This window comes from Neobacillus niacini, from assembly GCF_000759675.1.
Lineage (GTDB): Bacteria > Bacillota > Bacilli > Bacillales > Cytobacillaceae > Neobacillus > Neobacillus niacini_A.
This window is the reverse complement of sequence record NZ_BAWM01000041.1, coordinates 22671-39720: the sequence shown is the minus strand read 5'-3', so window position 1 is coordinate 39720 and position 17050 is coordinate 22671. Positions and strand designations below refer to the sequence as shown.

General features: G+C 36.7%; 22 protein-coding genes. 8 read left to right on the top strand and 14 right to left on the bottom strand.

Annotated features, from left to right (window positions below; genetic code table 11):
- The first annotated feature begins 176 nt into the window (after positions 1-176).
- The gene (locus tag TR08_RS16750) at positions 177-1250 is read left to right on the top strand and encodes an FUSC family protein (RefSeq protein ID WP_045520057.1); all 1074 of its coding nucleotides are present in this window, start codon (positions 177-179) and stop codon (positions 1248-1250) included.
- Positions 1251-1573: 323 nt separating this feature from the next.
- Here the strand turns inward: TR08_RS16750 and TR08_RS16745 are convergent, their stop codons facing one another.
- The 10 genes from TR08_RS16745 to fabL all read right to left on the bottom strand — a co-directional run bounded on the left by TR08_RS16745 (position 1574) and on the right by fabL (position 10514).
- Positions 1574-2116 (bottom strand): RNA polymerase sigma factor, encoded by a 543-nt coding sequence (locus tag TR08_RS16745; protein WP_193747764.1) that lies wholly within the window; start codon positions 2114-2116, stop codon positions 1574-1576.
- Positions 2117-2241: 125 nt separating this feature from the next.
- Entirely contained in the window at positions 2242-3462 is a 1221-nt protein-coding gene (locus TR08_RS16740; RefSeq protein WP_045520055.1) for a hypothetical protein, read from the bottom strand.
- 12 nt (positions 3463-3474) lie between these two features.
- Positions 3475-4308, bottom strand: a complete 834-nt coding sequence (locus tag TR08_RS16735; RefSeq protein ID WP_045520053.1) for a hypothetical protein — start codon at positions 4306-4308, stop codon at positions 3475-3477.
- On the bottom strand, positions 4305-4994 hold the full coding sequence (locus TR08_RS16730; RefSeq protein WP_045520051.1) for an ATP-binding cassette domain-containing protein: 690 nt from the start codon (positions 4992-4994) through the stop codon (positions 4305-4307). Before TR08_RS16730 ends, TR08_RS16735 begins: the two co-directional genes overlap by 4 nt.
- 2 nt (positions 4995-4996) lie before the next feature.
- Positions 4997-5377 (bottom strand): GntR family transcriptional regulator, encoded by a 381-nt coding sequence (locus TR08_RS16725; RefSeq protein WP_045520049.1) that lies wholly within the window; start codon positions 5375-5377, stop codon positions 4997-4999.
- 1028 nt (positions 5378-6405) lie between these two features.
- Complete coding sequence (locus TR08_RS16720; RefSeq protein ID WP_045520078.1) at positions 6406-8181, bottom strand: ABC transporter ATP-binding protein; 1776 nt, start codon at positions 8179-8181, stop codon at positions 6406-6408.
- A 141-nt stretch (positions 8182-8322) separates the two neighbouring features.
- Entirely contained in the window at positions 8323-8853 is a 531-nt protein-coding gene (gene ntdP / locus TR08_RS16715; protein WP_045520047.1) for a nucleoside tri-diphosphate phosphatase, read from the bottom strand.
- Between the two features lie 193 nt (positions 8854-9046).
- Positions 9047-9304: a YgaB family protein gene (locus tag TR08_RS16710; RefSeq protein ID WP_045520046.1), complete on the bottom strand. Its 258-nt coding sequence runs from the start codon at positions 9302-9304 to the stop codon at positions 9047-9049.
- A 164-nt stretch (positions 9305-9468) separates the two neighbouring features.
- Positions 9469-9690: a gamma-type small acid-soluble spore protein gene (locus TR08_RS16705; protein WP_045520044.1), complete on the bottom strand. Its 222-nt coding sequence runs from the start codon at positions 9688-9690 to the stop codon at positions 9469-9471.
- 74 nt (positions 9691-9764) lie between these two features.
- On the bottom strand, positions 9765-10514 hold the full coding sequence (gene fabL / locus TR08_RS16700) for an enoyl-[acyl-carrier-protein] reductase FabL (RefSeq protein ID WP_045520043.1): 750 nt from the start codon (positions 10512-10514) through the stop codon (positions 9765-9767).
- 110 nt (positions 10515-10624) lie between these two features.
- Here fabL and TR08_RS16695 point away from each other — a divergent pair, with 110 nt between their 5' ends.
- Entirely contained in the window at positions 10625-10849 is a 225-nt protein-coding gene (locus TR08_RS16695; protein WP_045520040.1) for a hypothetical protein, read from the top strand.
- A gap of 31 nt (positions 10850-10880) precedes the next feature.
- On the opposite strand, the gene mutY is transcribed toward TR08_RS16695, so the two are convergent.
- Entirely contained in the window at positions 10881-11975 is a 1095-nt protein-coding gene (mutY, locus tag TR08_RS16690) for an A/G-specific adenine glycosylase (RefSeq protein WP_045520039.1), read from the bottom strand.
- A gap of 121 nt (positions 11976-12096) precedes the next feature.
- On the opposite strand from mutY, the gene TR08_RS16685 reads away from it, so the two are divergent.
- Complete coding sequence (locus tag TR08_RS16685; RefSeq protein WP_045520038.1) at positions 12097-13077, top strand: metal-dependent hydrolase; 981 nt, start codon at positions 12097-12099, stop codon at positions 13075-13077.
- Between the two features lie 200 nt (positions 13078-13277).
- Here TR08_RS16685 and TR08_RS16680 read toward each other — a convergent pair whose 3' ends face one another.
- The gene (locus TR08_RS16680; protein ID WP_045520037.1) at positions 13278-13547 is read right to left on the bottom strand and encodes a YfhJ family protein; all 270 of its coding nucleotides are present in this window, start codon (positions 13545-13547) and stop codon (positions 13278-13280) included.
- A gap of 134 nt (positions 13548-13681) precedes the next feature.
- On the opposite strand from TR08_RS16680, the gene TR08_RS16675 reads away from it, so the two are divergent.
- Together TR08_RS16675 and TR08_RS31135 are read left to right on the top strand one after the other, a co-directional pair.
- Complete coding sequence (locus TR08_RS16675) at positions 13682-13855, top strand: small, acid-soluble spore protein K (RefSeq protein ID WP_045520035.1); 174 nt, start codon at positions 13682-13684, stop codon at positions 13853-13855.
- A gap of 18 nt (positions 13856-13873) precedes the next feature.
- Positions 13874-14020 (top strand): YpzG family protein, encoded by a 147-nt coding sequence (locus TR08_RS31135; RefSeq protein WP_081954523.1) that lies wholly within the window; start codon positions 13874-13876, stop codon positions 14018-14020.
- A 39-nt stretch (positions 14021-14059) separates the two neighbouring features.
- On the opposite strand, the gene TR08_RS16670 is transcribed toward TR08_RS31135, so the two are convergent.
- On the bottom strand, positions 14060-14383 hold the full coding sequence (locus TR08_RS16670; protein WP_045520033.1) for a YfhH family protein: 324 nt from the start codon (positions 14381-14383) through the stop codon (positions 14060-14062).
- An 84-nt stretch (positions 14384-14467) separates the two neighbouring features.
- Between TR08_RS16670 and TR08_RS16665 the strand changes: the two genes are divergently transcribed.
- Positions 14468-15145, top strand: a complete 678-nt coding sequence (locus TR08_RS16665; protein ID WP_045520031.1) for an SDR family NAD(P)-dependent oxidoreductase — start codon at positions 14468-14470, stop codon at positions 15143-15145.
- A gap of 9 nt (positions 15146-15154) precedes the next feature.
- Here the strand turns inward: TR08_RS16665 and recX are convergent, their stop codons facing one another.
- Positions 15155-15964, bottom strand: a complete 810-nt coding sequence (recX, locus tag TR08_RS16660; RefSeq protein ID WP_045520029.1) for a recombination regulator RecX — start codon at positions 15962-15964, stop codon at positions 15155-15157.
- Between the two features lie 146 nt (positions 15965-16110).
- Between recX and TR08_RS31130 the strand changes: the two genes are divergently transcribed.
- Together TR08_RS31130 and TR08_RS16650 are read left to right on the top strand one after the other, a co-directional pair.
- On the top strand, positions 16111-16245 hold the full coding sequence (locus TR08_RS31130) for a YfhE family protein (RefSeq protein WP_081825373.1): 135 nt from the start codon (positions 16111-16113) through the stop codon (positions 16243-16245).
- Positions 16246-16622: 377 nt separating this feature from the next.
- On the top strand, positions 16623-16811 hold the full coding sequence (locus TR08_RS16650; protein ID WP_045520026.1) for a YfhD family protein: 189 nt from the start codon (positions 16623-16625) through the stop codon (positions 16809-16811).
- The last annotated feature ends 239 nt before the right edge of the window (positions 16812-17050 follow it).

Here is a 17050-nt window from a genome sequence, read left to right as displayed (position 1 = left end):
TCCGCTTTTAGGCGGGCGTTCTTTTTTTCGTATTAGAAAATATCTTTAACTATAACTTAATTAAATTCATATAATATCTCTTGATAAAATGTTTTAATCCCTGTATAGTACGTAATTGTTCATTAACTGAGTAAACTATGTACAAATCACTTAAATTTGAAAGGAAACCATTTGGAATGAAGTTAGGTGCCCGCATTTTTAAAACGGGAATTGCAATTGTCTTATCACTTTACTTAGCACAGCTGCTGCACTCACCCTCTCCTGTATTGGCAGGCATTGCCGCAATCTTTGCGATTCAGCCAACGATTTATCGTTCTTTTTTAACGATTGTTGAACAAATACAAGGGAATTTAATTGGTGCAATACTTGCCGTCATTTTTGTCCTTCTATTAGGAAACCATTTAATCATCATTGGTTTAGCTGCTATTATTGTTATTATTATTAACCTTAAATTAAAAATTGAAAACACCATCGGACTTTCACTTGTTACGTTAGTTTCAATTATGGAAACCCCTGGTACTGACTTTATTCCATTTGCAGGAATTCGCTTTTCCACCATTATGATTGGGGTTTTTTCAGCCTTTGTTGTCAACCTGGTTTTTCTCCCGCCTAAATACGAGAATAAGCTTTATTTTAAAATATCAGGGACAACAGAAGAAATTATTCGTTGGATACGATTAAGTACTCGACATGACTTCGACCATAATCTTCTAAAAGCTGATATTGAAAAATTAAAAGACAATTTAATTAAAATAGGTCAGTTTTATTTAATGTATAAAGAAGAAAGAAGCTATTTCAAGAAGAATAGTTTAGAAAAGTCAAGAAAACTGGTGATCTTCAGGCAAATGACATCCGCTGCCAAAAGGGCACTTGATACATTAAAAAAACTTCATAGATTTGAAAATGAAATGCTTCATCTGCCAGAAATCTTTCAACAGTCAATTCAAGAGCAGCTCGACAGTGTTATCTATCATCATGAGCAATTAATGCTTAGATTTATTGGCAAAGTACCAACACCGTTAGATAGTGAGACAAATATCTGTATTAATAAAAAGGAACTATTTGACCTCTTCTTAGCTCACCAGAAGCTTTTTGCGGATCAAGATGATCCCCATCTTTATCATACCATGCAAATTATTTCTTCCATTATTGATTACGGGGAGCAGGTTGAACATCTTGATACATTGATAACAAGCTTTCATTCATTTCATCATAATGAAGTAACCATTGAACAGAAGGAAATGGAATGAAAAAAGAAGGGGCTGTCCAAAAAGTCAGGTTACTGACCTTTGGATGCCCCTCTTATTTTTTTATTTTTCAGCTGGTTAAATGGCTCTGTTGATTTCCGCTACAATCAACAGGGTGCAAAATATGTATATAAACCATTAATTTGACTCATCCGAGGTGGTTCATTTTTATTTTTAGCTATGTTAAAGGATAATGTTGATTTTCGAAATGATAAAAGGGAACTCCATATTATCTTGAGGTTCCCTTGTTCTATTAAAGATATTCTTAGCTAAATCAATTCATTGTTATTAAAAGTAATGCGGCACACACAACTATCAAGGAAATCCTAATACATCTCCCTCAACATCCGCTTGGCCCGAAACAACCTTGTTTTTATTGTCGAAAGCTTTATATTCAAATGATTTTCGATTTCTTTCAAAGATTGGTCCTTAAAGTAGTAGAGCGTAATGACCTCTTCATACTTTGAAGGTAGCAGTCTTAATTTGTTTCTGAGTTCTTCTTTATCACAAATGTTTAAAACCTCAGATTCAGGTGTACACACTTCCTCATTGTTAAACAGCTCTAAATCTTCATACAGAAAATCCCGATGACGGTAAGCTTTTCGTAAAAAATCGATACAATGATTGCTAGCAATTCGATACATCCATGAATGAAAGGAACTATCCCCGTTAAACTTTTCACGAGTTAGATAACACTTCACAAGAATTTCATGAGCAAGGTCTTCCGCTAAATACCTATCTTTCACATAGGAAAGTGCCAGTCTGTACAACTTCTTGTTATATTCCACATAAACCTCATTTATCTTTTTTTCATTTATACATTGAGCAACATTCTCTAAAAAAATGGATTTATTTAATTTTGTTTTCACATCTACCATCCTCTTTTTTTCTAGAAAGAGAGATTTACTACAATCCGTGCTCCAGAAGTGACGGTAATCCTGCTTCATTTACACCCTTGAAAGAAGGAAAGAACCGAACGCCCCTGCCTATAATCCTAATTCACAAACATTTCATGCATATATAACTCGAAATTCCCATGTTCATTCGATGAATCTTCTAAGGCTAATTGACCTTTAAAAAGTATTTCACCTGTTTTCACGTCTGCAACAATCACATCCGCATTTATGTTTGAATTCATTTGTGAGGAAGCAAGATAAAGTTTACCGTCTTTTACGATTGTCAGTTGGCCATGCACAATATCCTCTTCACCGAATAGATGGATACTAAATGCTTGACCAACTTGATCGTCTACTAAACTATAAGGTGTTACTACGAGCTCTTGCCCTTCTAATGTCATGAAATAAATAGTAGAACCATCAAAGAAGCTAAGTTGGTTCTCATCTAATCGCAATTCTGGCACATTTATTTTTTCCTTTTCTTTTGTTTCTAAATTGTAGGAAATAATTTCCTGATTGATAACCTCTTCTCTTATAGACTCCGAATCTTCAATCACTTTTTTTTCCGTTTTTACAATGATAAGATGTTCATTCGCTTTTGTAGGACTTGTTCTAATTAATTGTACGTCGATACGGGTATCATCTTGCCCTTCAGGAACCTGATTAATGGCTTTGTGGTTGCTTATTTTTTGATTAGCCATATTAATTGTATAGATATGTTTTTCATCATAGAATTCATCATTATTTCTCATCGTGTTTTGGGTGATAAGGGTTAACTCATCCTTAACCATCTGTACATCCTCTACAAAAACATACTCCAGTTCTCCACCATCTGGAACCTCCATCGTGAAGGAGTTTATGTTCCCATCCTCTTTGTTTAACACAGATATATCAAACTTAAAATCACGCGACCTTAACGAACCCATCTTATAATTTACATCTGCATAAGCCAGAACCTGATTATTCTCAAAAAACAAGTCAACCAAGTGATCCTTTCCTCGCATGAAGGTACGATATTCTTCCTGTAATTCCTTGACCACAGTCGGAGGCTGTCCGATTACCTGATCTAGAAAGGAACGACTATTGTATGTAGATCCGTCCGCGGTGATTTTTAAGTTCGTACTCACATAATTCATAGAGGTAGTATCTGTATAAGATCCCTCCAACACTAATGGTTTAATCTCATCTGCATCACCGCTATGTGTTTGGATAACAAACTCTGGGTATTGTTTCGCTGACGTAGCAGAATTCACATAGAAAGTTCCAATGCTAAGCACAATAACAATGATGATTGCGGCAAATTTCCAGTACTTTTTCATGTTAAACACTCCTTATACGGTAATCTTTTTCATTAATAAGAATCCACTCATCCAAATAGATGCCGCAAGAACAATTAATCCCATTACGATTTCAAGCACAAGCAATTCAATCGGATAGAAAAAACCATTTAGAACAAACTCTTGTAAAAGTAATGGCGAAATCAATACAACTACAGCTAAAGCACTATAGATAAGGCCAGCAAAAATCCCTTTCCATCTGAAACTTCTTTCCATTAAGATCGCGGTAAATAGAATGGATACAACCAACAATCCCGCTCCATAATATAAGATAAGTTCAATAACGCTATTTGGAATAATGATAGTTAATTCAGGCATGCTGTTCACAATTTCTTTCACAGACATATCCGTTCTAAATTCATTAGGCACCATGCCTTTCATAACCAGCATCTCGATTGGTAGTATAATGAGTTGAAATGCGACTAAACCAAATGTCATGATTAGGATATTGGTAATCTTTGCATAGAAAATATTCAATCTTGTTGTTGGGAGCATTAATAATCGGTAAATAAATGTGTTCTTTCCAACCCAATCACGATACCAAATGATAAAGATGTAGAATGCAACACCAGCGATACATAACGCGATTGGACCAACAAACCATACGCTTTTTACTATCTGTAAAAAGCTCATTTGACCGAAAGATTCCAGAAACACTGCTTTTGACATCATTTCTTCATAGAGTTTTTCATTAGCCATGTTTAGATAATCTCTTGATACCACAATAACTCCTACAATTTGAGTGACAAATGTGATACCTAGTAAGACTGCAAATAGTTTCGTAATACGGTTAAGTTCGAAGTTTACGAGCTTCAAGTAATTTTTCATCTCTGATACACCTCTCTCATCACATCAATGACAGACTTCCCTTCGTTTTCACGTACCTCTTCCGCGCTAAATTCCTTTGTAACCATTCCGTCGTCTAGTAGGACAACCTTATCTATTAAATGTTCAATATCACCTATTTCATGTGTCGTAATGATTACGCCGCGATTCTCAATCAAATGACTTGTGAATACATTTGCAATTTCCTCACGACTGAACATGTCAATTCCCGAGAACGGCTCATCCATTAAAACATAATCTACATCAAGTGCTAAACCAAGTAACAGATTAACCTTTGCTGTATTTCCTTTTGATAAAGAAGCAATTCGGTCGCTTGGATTTAATCTGAAAAAACCTAGTAATTCGGTTGCACGTTTCTGATTCCAACAAGTATAAAAGTCATTCATAAACTCCATCGCCTCTGCTATTGTCATGTGTGGAAGCATCGTAATGGCATCAGGGATAAAGGTGATTTTTTCGAATGTATTTTTATCTATCTGTTTTCCGTCTATTAAAATCTGACCTTTATTAATTGGGGTAAGCGCCATAATTGCATTTAAAATCGTCGTCTTCCCAACCCCATTTATTCCAATTAAACAAGTGATTTCACCCTTGTTCGCCGTAAAAGATACGCCTTTTAATATTTTCTTACGTCCGAATTTCTTTTCAACAGCTTTTACTTCTATCATGTTTAAGCCTCCTTATCATCGTTAGCTGTGTACTTTACTCTAACCAAGTCAAGCAGCTCTTCGACCGGTACATTAATAGAACGAACAGATGTCACAAACATATCAACTGCTTCAACAAGCAGCTCATCCCTCACCTTACCTAATGTTTTCCTATCTGTTGTGATTTTACTTGGATGATTCTTCTCCGTATAAATCAAACCCTGTTCCTCCATTTCCTTATACGCTCGTTGCGCGGTATTAGGATTTACTTTCATCCTATTTGCCAACTCACGTCTCGATGGGATTTCCTCACCAGGCATCAATTCACCAACTGCGATTTTTTCCTTGAAATAACGAACAATCTGTAAATAGACCGGATCACGATTATTAAAATTTACATTCATCGAAACAACTCCTATACGACCTTTTAAGTAACTACATTACTTAAGTGTATGTATTAAATGGTTCATACACTTTAGGTGTATTATATGATTAATACATTATGATTGTCAATCCTATTCATAACTATGTATGGTTACTCGTTCCTGAAAATTGGGAACGTTAGTGAATATAGTTTCCTCTTCAACTAAAAGGCGGAAAGTAGTAGAAGAACTTCTAATAGTATTTTAAAAGTGGGTAAAGAATTAAATCACTAACGCTATTCATGGACTTTCATCTACCTTTTGAGTGACCGCTCTTCCTTCTTTTAGCTATTCATGGGCTCTCATCTACCGAATGAGTGACCGCTCTTCCTTCTTTTAGCTATTTTCGGGCTCTCATCTACCCTATGAGTGACCGCTCTTCCTTCTTTTAGCTATTTTCGGGCTCTCATCTACCTTATGAGTGACCGTCCTTTCTTCTTTTATCTATTCACGGGCTCTCATCTACCCTATGAGTGACCGCTCATCCTTCTTTTAGCTATTCACGGGCTCTCATCTACCGAATGAGTGACCGCTCTTCCTTCTTTTAGCTATTTTCGGGCTCTCATCTACCCTATGAGTGACCGCTCTTTCTTCTTTTAGCTATTCAAGGCTCTCATCTACCCTATGAGTGACCGCTCTTCCTTCTTTTAGCTATTTTCGGGCTCTCATCTACCCTATGAGTGACCGCTCTTTCTTCTTTTAGCTATTCACGGGCTCTCATCTACCCTATGAGTAACCGCTCATCCTTCTTTTAGCTATTCACGGGCTCTCATCTACTTTATGAGTGGCCGCTCCTTCTTCTTTTTGAAATTCACGTGCTCTCATCTTCCAATTTTACAAGTAAAGCAAACAAAAACGGGATTTGGTCCACTTTCGCATCCTAGACCCATCAACTTTATTTGAAATTTTACCGAACAGTTATCCACAAGTCTAGGGGTTTTATAGTTTCCTTAGTTTCCTAAACGATAAAAAAATGACGTATGCCATACGTCATTTCTTGTTGCTTATTTCTATGCTTGCAGCGGATTTTTTTCTTTATGATGCTCAAGCTGCTGCACTTGAAATAATTTATAATAATTTCCTTGTTTACCCATTAATTCATTATGTGTGCCCATTTCGACAATTTGTCCATGTTCGATTAATATAATTCGATCAGCATGGGTGATGGTTGATAATCGATGGGCCACAATAAACGTTGTCCGGTCCTTTGCTAACTTTTCAAGTGCTTCCTGAATTAGGTGTTCACTTTCTAAATCAAGGGCTGATGTTGCTTCATCTAGGATCAAAATAGGAGGATTCCGTAAAAATACTCGAGCAATCGCCACTCTTTGTTTCTGCCCGCCTGAAAGCTTTACTCCTCTTTCTCCAACCTTTGTATCATAACCATTTGCAAGATTAATAATAAAATCATGCGCATTTGCCGCTTTTGCTGCCTGATAAACCTCTTCATCTGATGCTCCTGGTTTTCCTAATAAAATATTGTTTTTTACTGATTCACTAAATAAGATATTGTCTTGAAAAACTACGCCAATTTTGTCTCGTAAGGATTGAACATTAAAATTGCGGATATCTACACCATCTAAAAGAATTTTCCCTTCCGATACATCGTAGAATCGAGGAATTAGACTTACAAGTGTCGACTTGCCGCCTCCGCTCATCCCAACTAGGGCGATAGTTTCTCCTTTTTCCACATTAAGGCTGATATTCTTCAAAATCATTTCTTCAGATTCATTGTATGTAAATTGAACATTGTCAAAGATAATGTCCCCTTTCACGTCCTTGCACACAATAGCATTGGGGGAATCGACAATATCGTATTTAACATCTAAGAATTCAAACACCCTATCCATTGAGGCAAATGATTGAGTGAGGGTTGTTGATGAATTTACTAGTCTTCTTAATGGATTGTACAATTTATCAATATAAGCAAAAAACGCAATCATCGTTCCTAGTGTTAAACTTCCTTGAATAACTAGGTAAGCTGAGTAGCCTATGACAAGAAGGGGTGCAACATCTGTTATAGTATTAACTGCAGCAAACGCCTTAGCATTCCAGCTTGTATGCTCAAGAGCTTTTTCTAAAAAGTTTTTATTTTGCTTATCAAATTGTGTTTGTTCAAACTCTTCTATTGCAAAGCTTTTAATAACTGGCATTCCTTGTACACGTTCATGTAAATAGCTTTGAACCTCAGCAAGTGCTTGTGAGCGTGACCGAGTGAGTTTACGAAGATTACCAAAAAAGTACTTTATTGAAATAGCATAAAGTGGAAATAGCAATATAGAAACAAAAGTAAGACTGACATTCATGTAAAACATAATTACGATTGCAATAATAATTGTTGCTATATCGAGCCAAAGATTCATTAACCCCGTAATGACGAATGTTTTCGTTTGCTCAACATCATTAATAACACGAGAAATAATGTCTCCTGATCGTGTATTGGCATAATACTTAAAGCTTAGTTTTTGAATATGTGTATACATTCGATCCCGTATATCATACAAAATTTTACTTGAAGTCCATTGGGCAAAATATTGACGATAATACTCAATAGGCGGCCTTAATACTACAAACACAACAATCATAACACCCATAATGATGAGTAATTTATTTACTTTCTCATCATTAGTTAGACCATTTACCCCAATAATATCATCAACTACATACTTAATGAGCATTGGTATCATAAGCGGAATGGCAAATTTTATTACGCCAATAATGATTGTTCCAATAATTTGAAGTCGATATGGTTTTACAAATTGAAGGTATCTGCGTACACTACTCAAATTAGCCCCTCTTCCTTGATTTACTGCTTTATAACAAACAAAATCCTGTTGAGTCAACAACACAGGAAAGATGATGAAGGCAACTACCATGGCGGTTGTAGGAGCCTTCATCATCTTTCCTAGGCGTTCAAACATTTTCCATTAACGTCTGTAAGTTAAATAACGCTCATACCAGATATCAATAAAATCTGGCGCAAATGGTCCTTTACGCTGCCGAATCCAGTGAATAAGCTTATCAACATTTCTTTTCAGGATTTGGTCAATAACTTCGGGATATTTCATCTCACGACGGTGGCGTTCATATTCATCTTCATCTAACAAATTAAACGTCATATCAGGGAATACCTTGATATCAAGGTCATAATCAATATATTTAACTGCTTCACCATCAAAGATAAATGGTGAGCTGAGATTACAATAGTAGTAAATACCATCTTCACGAATCATTCCAATAATATTAAACCAGTACTGTGAATGAAAATAACAAATAGCTGGTTCCCTTGTAATCCATGTTCTTCCATCTGATTCCGTTACAATTGTGCGATCATTCCCGCCAATCACTAAATTTTGAGATCCCTTTAAAACGGTCGTTTCTTCCCAGACGCGATGGATGTGCCCATTGTGTTTATAGCTATGTATTTGTATTGGTTCACCTTCGATGGGTACGCCCATGATTCTCCCCTTCTTCCTTCCTAAAAGCTTTGTAACCGATCCTCCTGCAATAAAACGACAAATGGTAACAAAGTTATTTACTATTTCTTATTATTATAACGGTTGAATACAGAATTTAAAACAAAAGAGCCATTGATTTCAATGACTCTTTGAAAAAAATTGCATATTTTCCAACCTTTTTTTGATTTTCGACCTATCTTGAAGGCTCTAAGTTAGTTTCACGATAGGATTGAATCACTTCTTCTGTTTGTTTTTCAAATATTCCCTGAATTTCTTTTAACTCTTTTTTCATTTGATTGATATCAAATTGGACACTCTCTAACTCAGTTTCATTCTGCAAAGTCTGTAGTTGTTCTTCAATTTCTTGACAACGTTCAAGCTCTCCTTGAAGGTATAGTAATTTTTCCATTGTCATCATCTGCTCAGATACTAAACGGTTAAAATGATCCATTTACCACACCGCCTTATTTTTTCTTTCTAAATATGTATTCTTTAATAAACAGATTTATCCTTTGACTACTTATGTAGACTGAGAAAAAGTTTTGTCGTATTTTGTCCTTAAACATAAAGAAGGCACTCTTTACGAATAAGAGTGCCTTCTGCTTACGATTTCTTTTAGCTTTGACCAAATTGGCCAGAACCGCCTTGGTTTTTATTAGCTTGAGATTGCTGATTTTGCTTTTTCACTTCTGCAGCATTAGTTTCGCTAGCAAATTCAGTTCCGAATTGGCCAGCTGCTCCAGCTGCACCTGCACCTGAAGATTGAGCGTTTTGTTGTCTTACTTCTTGGATGTTAGTTCCAGCAGAAGTTTTGTTTGGTTGTTGATTGTTTGCCATTGTAATCACCTCCACGAAATTAATATGTCCCCTTTCGTGGAGATTATCCAAAAAAATGATTTTAAAATATCTGCTTAAACAAGTAAGGAAATACCGCCATCTACAATAATTGTTTGCCCGCGAATCATGCTAGATTCTTCTGCTAAAAGGAACATAACACAATTTACCATATCATCAATTTCAACCATTCGTCCTGCCGGAGTTTTCTCCTTTGCTTCTTGTAGAAGCTCCTCACGGTTTGGAAAATGAGTTAATGCCTCTGTATCAACAGCTCCACCAGAGACAGCATTAACGACAATATTTTTCGGAGCTAACTCAACAGCTAAGTACCTGGTTAAGGCTTCTAAGGCAGCTTTAGAAACACCTACCACCGTGTAATTTTCTAAATACCGAATAGATCCTAGAGAACTTATACTGACAATTTTCCCGCCGCCATTTTTCTCCATTAATTTCGCTGCTTCTTGAGCACAAAATAACAAGGCTTTACTGTTAATATTTAATGTCCAATCCCAATGATTTTCTTCTAGTTCCATAATAGGACGTTGAACTCCAGAGGCAGCATTATTAACAAAAATATCCAACCTGCCGAATTCTTCCTCGATTTGTTTGAACATAGCCTTTATTTTACTTACATCACCAACATTCGCTTTTACCACTAATACTTTTCTTCCTAAAGCTCCAATTTCTTCAGCTACTTGGAGTGCCGATGTTTTACTTCTTGCATAGTTGATAACAATATCATATCCATCTTGAGCAAGCCTTAAGGCTGTTGCCTTACCTATTCCTCTGCTGCTTCCTGTTATAAGTGCTACTTTTTGTGTCATATGCTCAAATTCCCTTCATAAACATGTTTTGTATTCATTTTAGCGTTTTAATGCATAGATGACAATGGATTACAAAACCTAAGGCTATTAAATGAGAAAGGAAGAAGATTATGTATGTAGGACGGGATATGACAGAACTTTCTATGGTCTCTAAAGCCGAATGGAGGGAAAGCGAACTAGCCTTCTTTCACCACTCATTACAGCAAATAGCACCCTACTTAAATAGTGAAGGCGTAACCATTCATCGTGAAATCATTGAAGAAATTGAAAATCGAGGCGGGATAAAGCGCCAGGAAGCAGATTATACACATGGAACCGAAGTTGGTTATGATTAATGCAAAAGAACGCCTTACATGGCGTTCTTTTTTAACTACACTCTTTATATAGCTTTAGCATTTTATGAAAAGAAACTGGAAATGCATATCCTTCTATTTCATCTAGGGTGATAAATTTCCATTCATTATTTTCTGAAAATCCCGGGCTTATTGTGCCTGTATATACGCGAATATTCCAGACTAAGTGGGAAAAAATGTGTTCGATTTGACCAATATTCTTTTCTAGCTTAATATTCAATTCAAATGATTCTGTGAATAGGTCTGCTATTTGGGCACGTTCCATCACAAACGGGTGATGAATTTCAACATTTGGAAACTCCCATAAATTTGCTAGCAGCCCACTTGCAGGACGTTTATGAATCAATATTTTTCCATTTTCGTCTTTCACAATAATTGCTGCTAGTTCAACACTTCTTTGTGAGTTCTTTTTCGTTTTAATTGGAAGCTCTGACTCTACTCCCTCATGAAACGCTTTGCAATGCTCCCGAACTGGACAGAGTAGACATGAAGGGGATGTAGGGGTGCAGATTAATGCACCGAGCTCCATTAAAGCCTGATTAAATGAGGAGGGCTTATCATGGGAGATAATCTGTCTAACAGCGTTTTCAAACACCTTCCTAGTAGATGGCTTTGCTATATCCTCCCAAATCGATAGGATTCTGGATAAAACCCTCATCACGTTACCATCCACTGCAGGTTCAGGTATTCCATAGGCAATACTTAAGATTGCGCCAGCTGTATAGGGACCAACCCCCTTAAGGTTTGAAATTTCTTTTGGTGTATTTGGAACCTGACCGTCGTATTTCTCATTTACTTCCTTTACAGCTGAATGTAAATTTCTTACTCGCGAATAATAACCTAGTCCTTCCCATGCTTTTAGAACTTTATCTTCATTTGCGTTTGCAAGGTCTTCTATTGTTGGAAACCATTCGATAAATCGATTAAAATAAGGGATAACTGTATCTACTCTTGTTTGCTGCAGCATGATTTCTGAAACCCATACTTTATAGGGGTCCTGGTCTTTTCTCCATGGTAACTCGCGTTGTTCTGCTTCAAACCAGGAGATTAAATCTTCTTGAAATTTTTTTATCGAGATTTTTTCTATATTTTTCAACTCATTTTCCATTACTAAAATGCCTCCAGCCTGTTAAACAAAACGAATTAAGGGAATATAATAATATGCATTTTTTAACGATAAGCCAATTTGGTGTTTTATACAAGAACTTATTAAAGGAGGATTTTTCCTTTTGGATACTGGAACTCATGTTGTAATGGGAATTGCCCTTGGCGGTCTTGCGACTCTTGACCCTGTAGTAGCTAGCAGCTCTGTAACAGCAACAAGTGTATTAATTGCGACGATTGCAGGCTCACAAATACCTGATATCGATACCGTTTTAAAGTTAAGAAATAATGCCATCTATATTCGTAATCATCGCGGTGTTACCCATTCCATACCCGCTGTGATTTTATGGCCACTTTTACTTTTAGCGGTGATTTATCCTTTTTTTCCTGGTGCAAATCTTTTCCACCTTTGGGGATGGACATTTGCAGCGGTATTCATCCACGTATTTGTTGACATTTTTAACGCATATGGTACTCAGGCCCTTAGACCTTTTACCACAAAATGGGTGGCGCTCGGGGTAATAAACACCTTTGATCCTATCATCTTTGGAATTCATATTGTAGCAATTGTTATTTGGATTTTTGGGGCAGATCCTGGCTATACTTTTTTGTCGATGTTTGTGGTCTTAATTGGATATTATCTCCTTCGGTTTTATGCTCAAGGTAAAGTACGGACTGAGGTTAAAAAACTGATTCCGGATGCTACAGATATCATTATTGCACCAACCATGAAGTTCCATCTATGGAGAATCGCAGCTATGAACAATGAAGAGTTCTTTGTAGGCAAGGCTGAGGGGACAAATGTTGAAATATTAGATCGTTTTAAACGGGTACCTGTCCCAAATACACCTGTACTCGAAGCTGCCAAAAAGGATAAAAACCTTGCTGCATTTCTTTCTTTTTCACCTGTTTATCGTTGGGAATTAGATGAGTATGATGACTATTTCGAGGTTAGATTTATTGACCTGCGGTATCGAAGCAATGGGCATTATCCGTTCGTTGCGGTGGTACAGTTAGATCTTGAGTTAAATCCAATCAGTTCATATACCGGCTGGGTGTTCAGTGAAAAGAAATTACGGAAAAAGCTAAGTATTATTCCAAGTTGAATCCAAATTTTTAGCTATTAAAAGCGAAATCATAGTCGATTTCGCTTCTTTTTGTTATTTTTTATAATTTATCTACACAACTTCTTGGGATATCTACAAACATTTTAGAGATATCTACACAAATACTCAAGATATCTACACATTTTCTAATTATATCTACAAATTCAAAAAAAAAGACCACAATTTAGAAATTGCGGTCACTAGCTAAGTGTTTTCTTGTCTTGACTTAGAAAATCTTTATATTTTGGATTTTTAGCAACAAAGTCATGGAGTCGCCCGCCATAATTTTCAATCCATTGTCTTACAATTCTTTCTGTCATTTCGCTTCCTAGGTAATCTCTTCCTGCCTTTGCAGCGGTCGTTTCAAAATCCTCCCACATTAATTCAACCCATGTTCGTGCTTGATTATAGGATAGTAATTCGTTTTTTTCTAACAGAAGCTTTGCTAATCTTTCATGGTAATCGTTCATACATTCACCTCATTGCCAATTTCTTATAACATAACCTACTCCTAAAATTCAAATACTAATATCACGTGGTAAGCATTGTTGTGACGACACTTTGCTATTCACGGTTTCTCATTCCCTTTTGATGGAGGTACAGCATGAGAAATAAAGCAGTCAATTTCCCAAATCAAAATAACAACAAGCTAGAGGGAGAGCCTCGAGCAAAAGCAGAATATGCTTCAAAAAGAGCCGATGGCACAATCAATACCCATCCACAGGAGCGGATGCGAGCTTCTGGTCAGCGTGAAAAGGATACACCTGAGTATTTTTAAAAATTGGGAGGTTTTACTATGGGAAACCAAAAATTCTTTCAAAACAAACCATTTTCCACACCATGGGCTAATGCAAAACATGCGCATTCCCAAATAAATGGCGAAAGTAAACTTACCCAAGACTTAATCATTCTACAGCGTGAAACTAAGAAGAGATCTCATTAAAAGGCTACAAACCAGAGATTTATTTCTCTGGTTTGCTTTTTATTTTAACCGCTTCAACATTGATATCGGAAGTGCTTCTTCTTTGCCATCACCCTTTAAACGGTACCCCCAGGCAAAAACACCATTCATATAATCAATCTTAAAATATTCACCAGGGCCTCCTTCAAGCTCATAAATCTCACCAGGTTTAAAATCAGTAGGATCTAATAAATAGGCTCGAGCCATTGCTGCTTTTCTTTCGAGTACAGCATATTCACTTACCATTCCCATTTGCTCCGCTTTTCTACCCTTCTCTAACAACTGGGCAATTTCATGCTTTAATTCATGCTCTGTCATCGTACTATATCGTTTCTCCTGTTGCATTCCTTACACTCCCATTTTCGTTTTCCCTCTTATTTTAGTATAGTTATTTTTATGTAATTAATAAAGGGTGAGGGAGAGATTTCAGTGAAAACCATCATTATAACCGGAGCAGGTTCTGGATTAGGGAAGGAATTATCTTTATTATTTTCTCAGAAAGGCTATCATCTCTTATTGACTGGAAGGTCCGTTGATAAACTTTCTGCTGTTAAAAAGGAAATCGAACAAGCAGGCGGTGCGGCCGATTACATTGAGCTGGATGTTCAAAAGGAAGCGGATATTTTAAAAAAAGTTGAAGAAATTAGCAATAGTCACACGATTTTTGGTTTAGTCAATAACGCAGGTGTCGGTCATTTCGGTCCATTTGTTGATATAAGTGAAAAAGCAATTACCGAAATGCTCAACACAAATGTTCTTGGAACCATTTTTATGACAAAAGCTGTATTGCCATTGCTGCAAGAACAGGGTGATGGTCTGCTGATGAATATTATTTCAACTGCAGGATTAAGAGGAAAAGTCAATGAAGCTGTTTATGCCGCAAGTAAATTTGCAGTTCGAGGCTTTACTGAGAGTCTGCAAAAGGAATACGAAAATAGTTCCATTAAAATTAAAGCCGTTTATATGGGGGGCATGGATACACCATTTTGGGAAGGAAGCAATCACGTAGCAGACTCTTCCCGCTTCCGTTCACCTAATGAGGTGGCCAAAATTATTATGGAGCAAATTTCTCAGGATGAGATTATCATCGAAAGTAAAAAATCATGACAAGCAGTGTCATGATTTTTTACTTTCTCCTAGATATTTTTCAATAAGTTCCATTGAAAAGCCTTTACGATATAAGGCTTGTTTCATTTTTTGTTCGTATTCAAAACCACTATATTTACTATACTTCCGATAAGCTTTTTCGCCCTGATACCTAATGGCTTCCATTTCCTCATCTTGTTCTTTATCCGTTTCTGCTTCATTTAGTGCTAAATGAATAACTTCAAAGGGGTAGCCCTTCCTTAACAGAAATTGCTCTGCTTTTTGCTTAGCAATTCGTTGCGACTCCTTTGAACTTTTTTTTATTAACTTTTCAGTTACCTTAATCGCTTTTTCAACTTGATCCTCTTTAGGATACTCGGCCATAGCATGTTTAATTATAGCCTCATTAATTCCTCTGTCTTTTAACTCCATGCGGATTAAGTCTGGGCCCTTATCTGTCGTATTCATTTGAGTTCTTACAAAGGAAAATGCATATTCCTCATCATTTATATATCTATGAGCAGCCAATTTATGAAGAACTTCATTGATGATAGGTTCTTCTACTTCCTTTTGTATAAGATAATCCCTTATTTCTTTTTCAGATCTCATTCTTCTTGCCAAAAAATTAACCGCTAGATTAAAGGCCTTGCGGATGTCGTCTTGAAACTGTATTTCTATGATGGAAAAATCATCAATCTCCAGCCCTTTTTTTAATTGAAACCGAATAAGTACATCGCTATCGACACTAAAGGCATATTCTTCACCTTTACCATAATCCATAAAAATATTAAAGCGGTCTTTATTTTTCTGCTGAGTGGTGATTTTTGTAATAACAGCCATATCATTCACCTCACCAATACTTTACCATATTTTTTCAACAATTGAGTATCATTCCATTCTGAAAAGGTAAAAATGGAGAATGTGCTTAATTTTTTCCATAAGCTTTTTAACAATTAACAAATTAAATGTTGAAAGGAATGAGCAATATGGCAGAAAAGAAGAAAAAAGATAAGGATAGAGGTAAATATTCACTCACCAGCATGCAGGAAGTATCCTACCAGCGTGAGTTTAAAATGGCAGACCGTGCTGGCGGTTTCCATGACAAAAAAACTCGTTTATAAGAAAAGCGGAAGGCGCCTGCTTATCGGCGACAGGCATAAGGCGAGCCGGCAGAAAGGTTGCTCTTTAACCTTTTTGACGGATTGTTTGAAATGTGGAGGCGACTGACCTGGGACGAAGGCATAAGACGAACCCTGCAAGAAGGCGCTTTTTGCCTTCTTCAGGGGGCGGCTTATGACTCGAGTCCCAAGGAGCCGCAACTAGACAAGCTTATGACCGAGGAAAAAGTGTTTTTTTCTTTTTCCCCCGAGCCGATGGCGACTGGAGCTAGACAATAAGTTGGAGTTTTTTCCATTCATGAACTCTTATAATAAGGAAAAGCTATTAGTGGGAACTTTTCTGTTCTCACTTAGTTAACTGTGAAAGGGGTTTTTTACGAATGGGTCGTTCACATGGACATAACGCTCGTGATAAAAATAAAGCATCACTTCCACAGGTTCCAAAAAACATGAAATCAGATGGAAATGATGTGGAGTATTCCGCTGAATTTGCAGATCATGCAGACCTTGAAGCGATGGCACGAGCAAATGCAGCTAACCAGCGTGTTACAAACAAGCGAAGAAAATAACCCTTTTAAAAAAAAATAGGCAGTACCCTATTAAGGTGTAAAAAAAAGAAGCAGGATAATCCTGCTTCTTTAAAAATTTATAAAGGGGGGGAAAATGATTAAATCATCGTGTCCTATAGAGAGATTAGTGCCAAAAACGGCATAGGACCCGGTAAAACGATACTAGGTGATTGTGAATGGAATCACTATCTCCTTTACATCTTCACTATACTCCCCTTCCATACCAATAACAACGGATT

Excerpts from the sequence above, each read along its gene's own strand:
- TR08_RS16750 (WP_045520057.1), top strand. The coding sequence starts at position 177 with ATGAAGTTAGGTGCCCGCATTTTTAAAACGGGAATTGCAATTGTCTTA.
- TR08_RS16740 (WP_045520055.1), bottom strand. The coding sequence starts at position 3,462 with ATGAAAAAGTACTGGAAATTTGCCGCAATCATCATTGTTATTGTGCTT.
- TR08_RS16735 (WP_045520053.1), bottom strand. The coding sequence starts at position 4,308 with ATGAAAAATTACTTGAAGCTCGTAAACTTCGAACTTAACCGTATTACG.
- TR08_RS16730 (WP_045520051.1), bottom strand. The coding sequence starts at position 4,994 with ATGATAGAAGTAAAAGCTGTTGAAAAGAAATTCGGACGTAAGAAAATA.
- TR08_RS16725 (WP_045520049.1), bottom strand. The coding sequence starts at position 5,377 with ATGAATGTAAATTTTAATAATCGTGATCCGGTCTATTTACAGATTGTT.
- ntdP (WP_045520047.1), bottom strand. The coding sequence starts at position 8,853 with ATGGGCGTACCCATCGAAGGTGAACCAATACAAATACATAGCTATAAA.
- TR08_RS16710 (WP_045520046.1), bottom strand. The coding sequence starts at position 9,304 with ATGGATCATTTTAACCGTTTAGTATCTGAGCAGATGATGACAATGGAA.
- TR08_RS16705 (WP_045520044.1), bottom strand. The coding sequence starts at position 9,690 with ATGGCAAACAATCAACAACCAAACAAAACTTCTGCTGGAACTAACATC.
- fabL (WP_045520043.1), bottom strand. The coding sequence starts at position 10,514 with ATGACACAAAAAGTAGCACTTATAACAGGAAGCAGCAGAGGAATAGGT.
- TR08_RS16695 (WP_045520040.1), top strand. The coding sequence starts at position 10,625 with ATGTATGTAGGACGGGATATGACAGAACTTTCTATGGTCTCTAAAGCC.
- mutY (WP_045520039.1), bottom strand. The coding sequence starts at position 11,975 with ATGGAAAATGAGTTGAAAAATATAGAAAAAATCTCGATAAAAAAATTT.
- TR08_RS16680 (WP_045520037.1), bottom strand. The coding sequence starts at position 13,547 with ATGAACGATTACCATGAAAGATTAGCAAAGCTTCTGTTAGAAAAAAAC.
- TR08_RS16675 (WP_045520035.1), top strand. The coding sequence starts at position 13,682 with ATGAGAAATAAAGCAGTCAATTTCCCAAATCAAAATAACAACAAGCTA.
- TR08_RS31135 (WP_081954523.1), top strand. The coding sequence starts at position 13,874 with ATGGGAAACCAAAAATTCTTTCAAAACAAACCATTTTCCACACCATGG.
- TR08_RS16670 (WP_045520033.1), bottom strand. The coding sequence starts at position 14,383 with ATGCAACAGGAGAAACGATATAGTACGATGACAGAGCATGAATTAAAG.
- recX (WP_045520029.1), bottom strand. The coding sequence starts at position 15,964 with ATGGCTGTTATTACAAAAATCACCACTCAGCAGAAAAATAAAGACCGC.
- TR08_RS31130 (WP_081825373.1), top strand. The coding sequence starts at position 16,111 with ATGGCAGAAAAGAAGAAAAAAGATAAGGATAGAGGTAAATATTCACTC.
- TR08_RS16650 (WP_045520026.1), top strand. The coding sequence starts at position 16,623 with ATGGGTCGTTCACATGGACATAACGCTCGTGATAAAAATAAAGCATCA.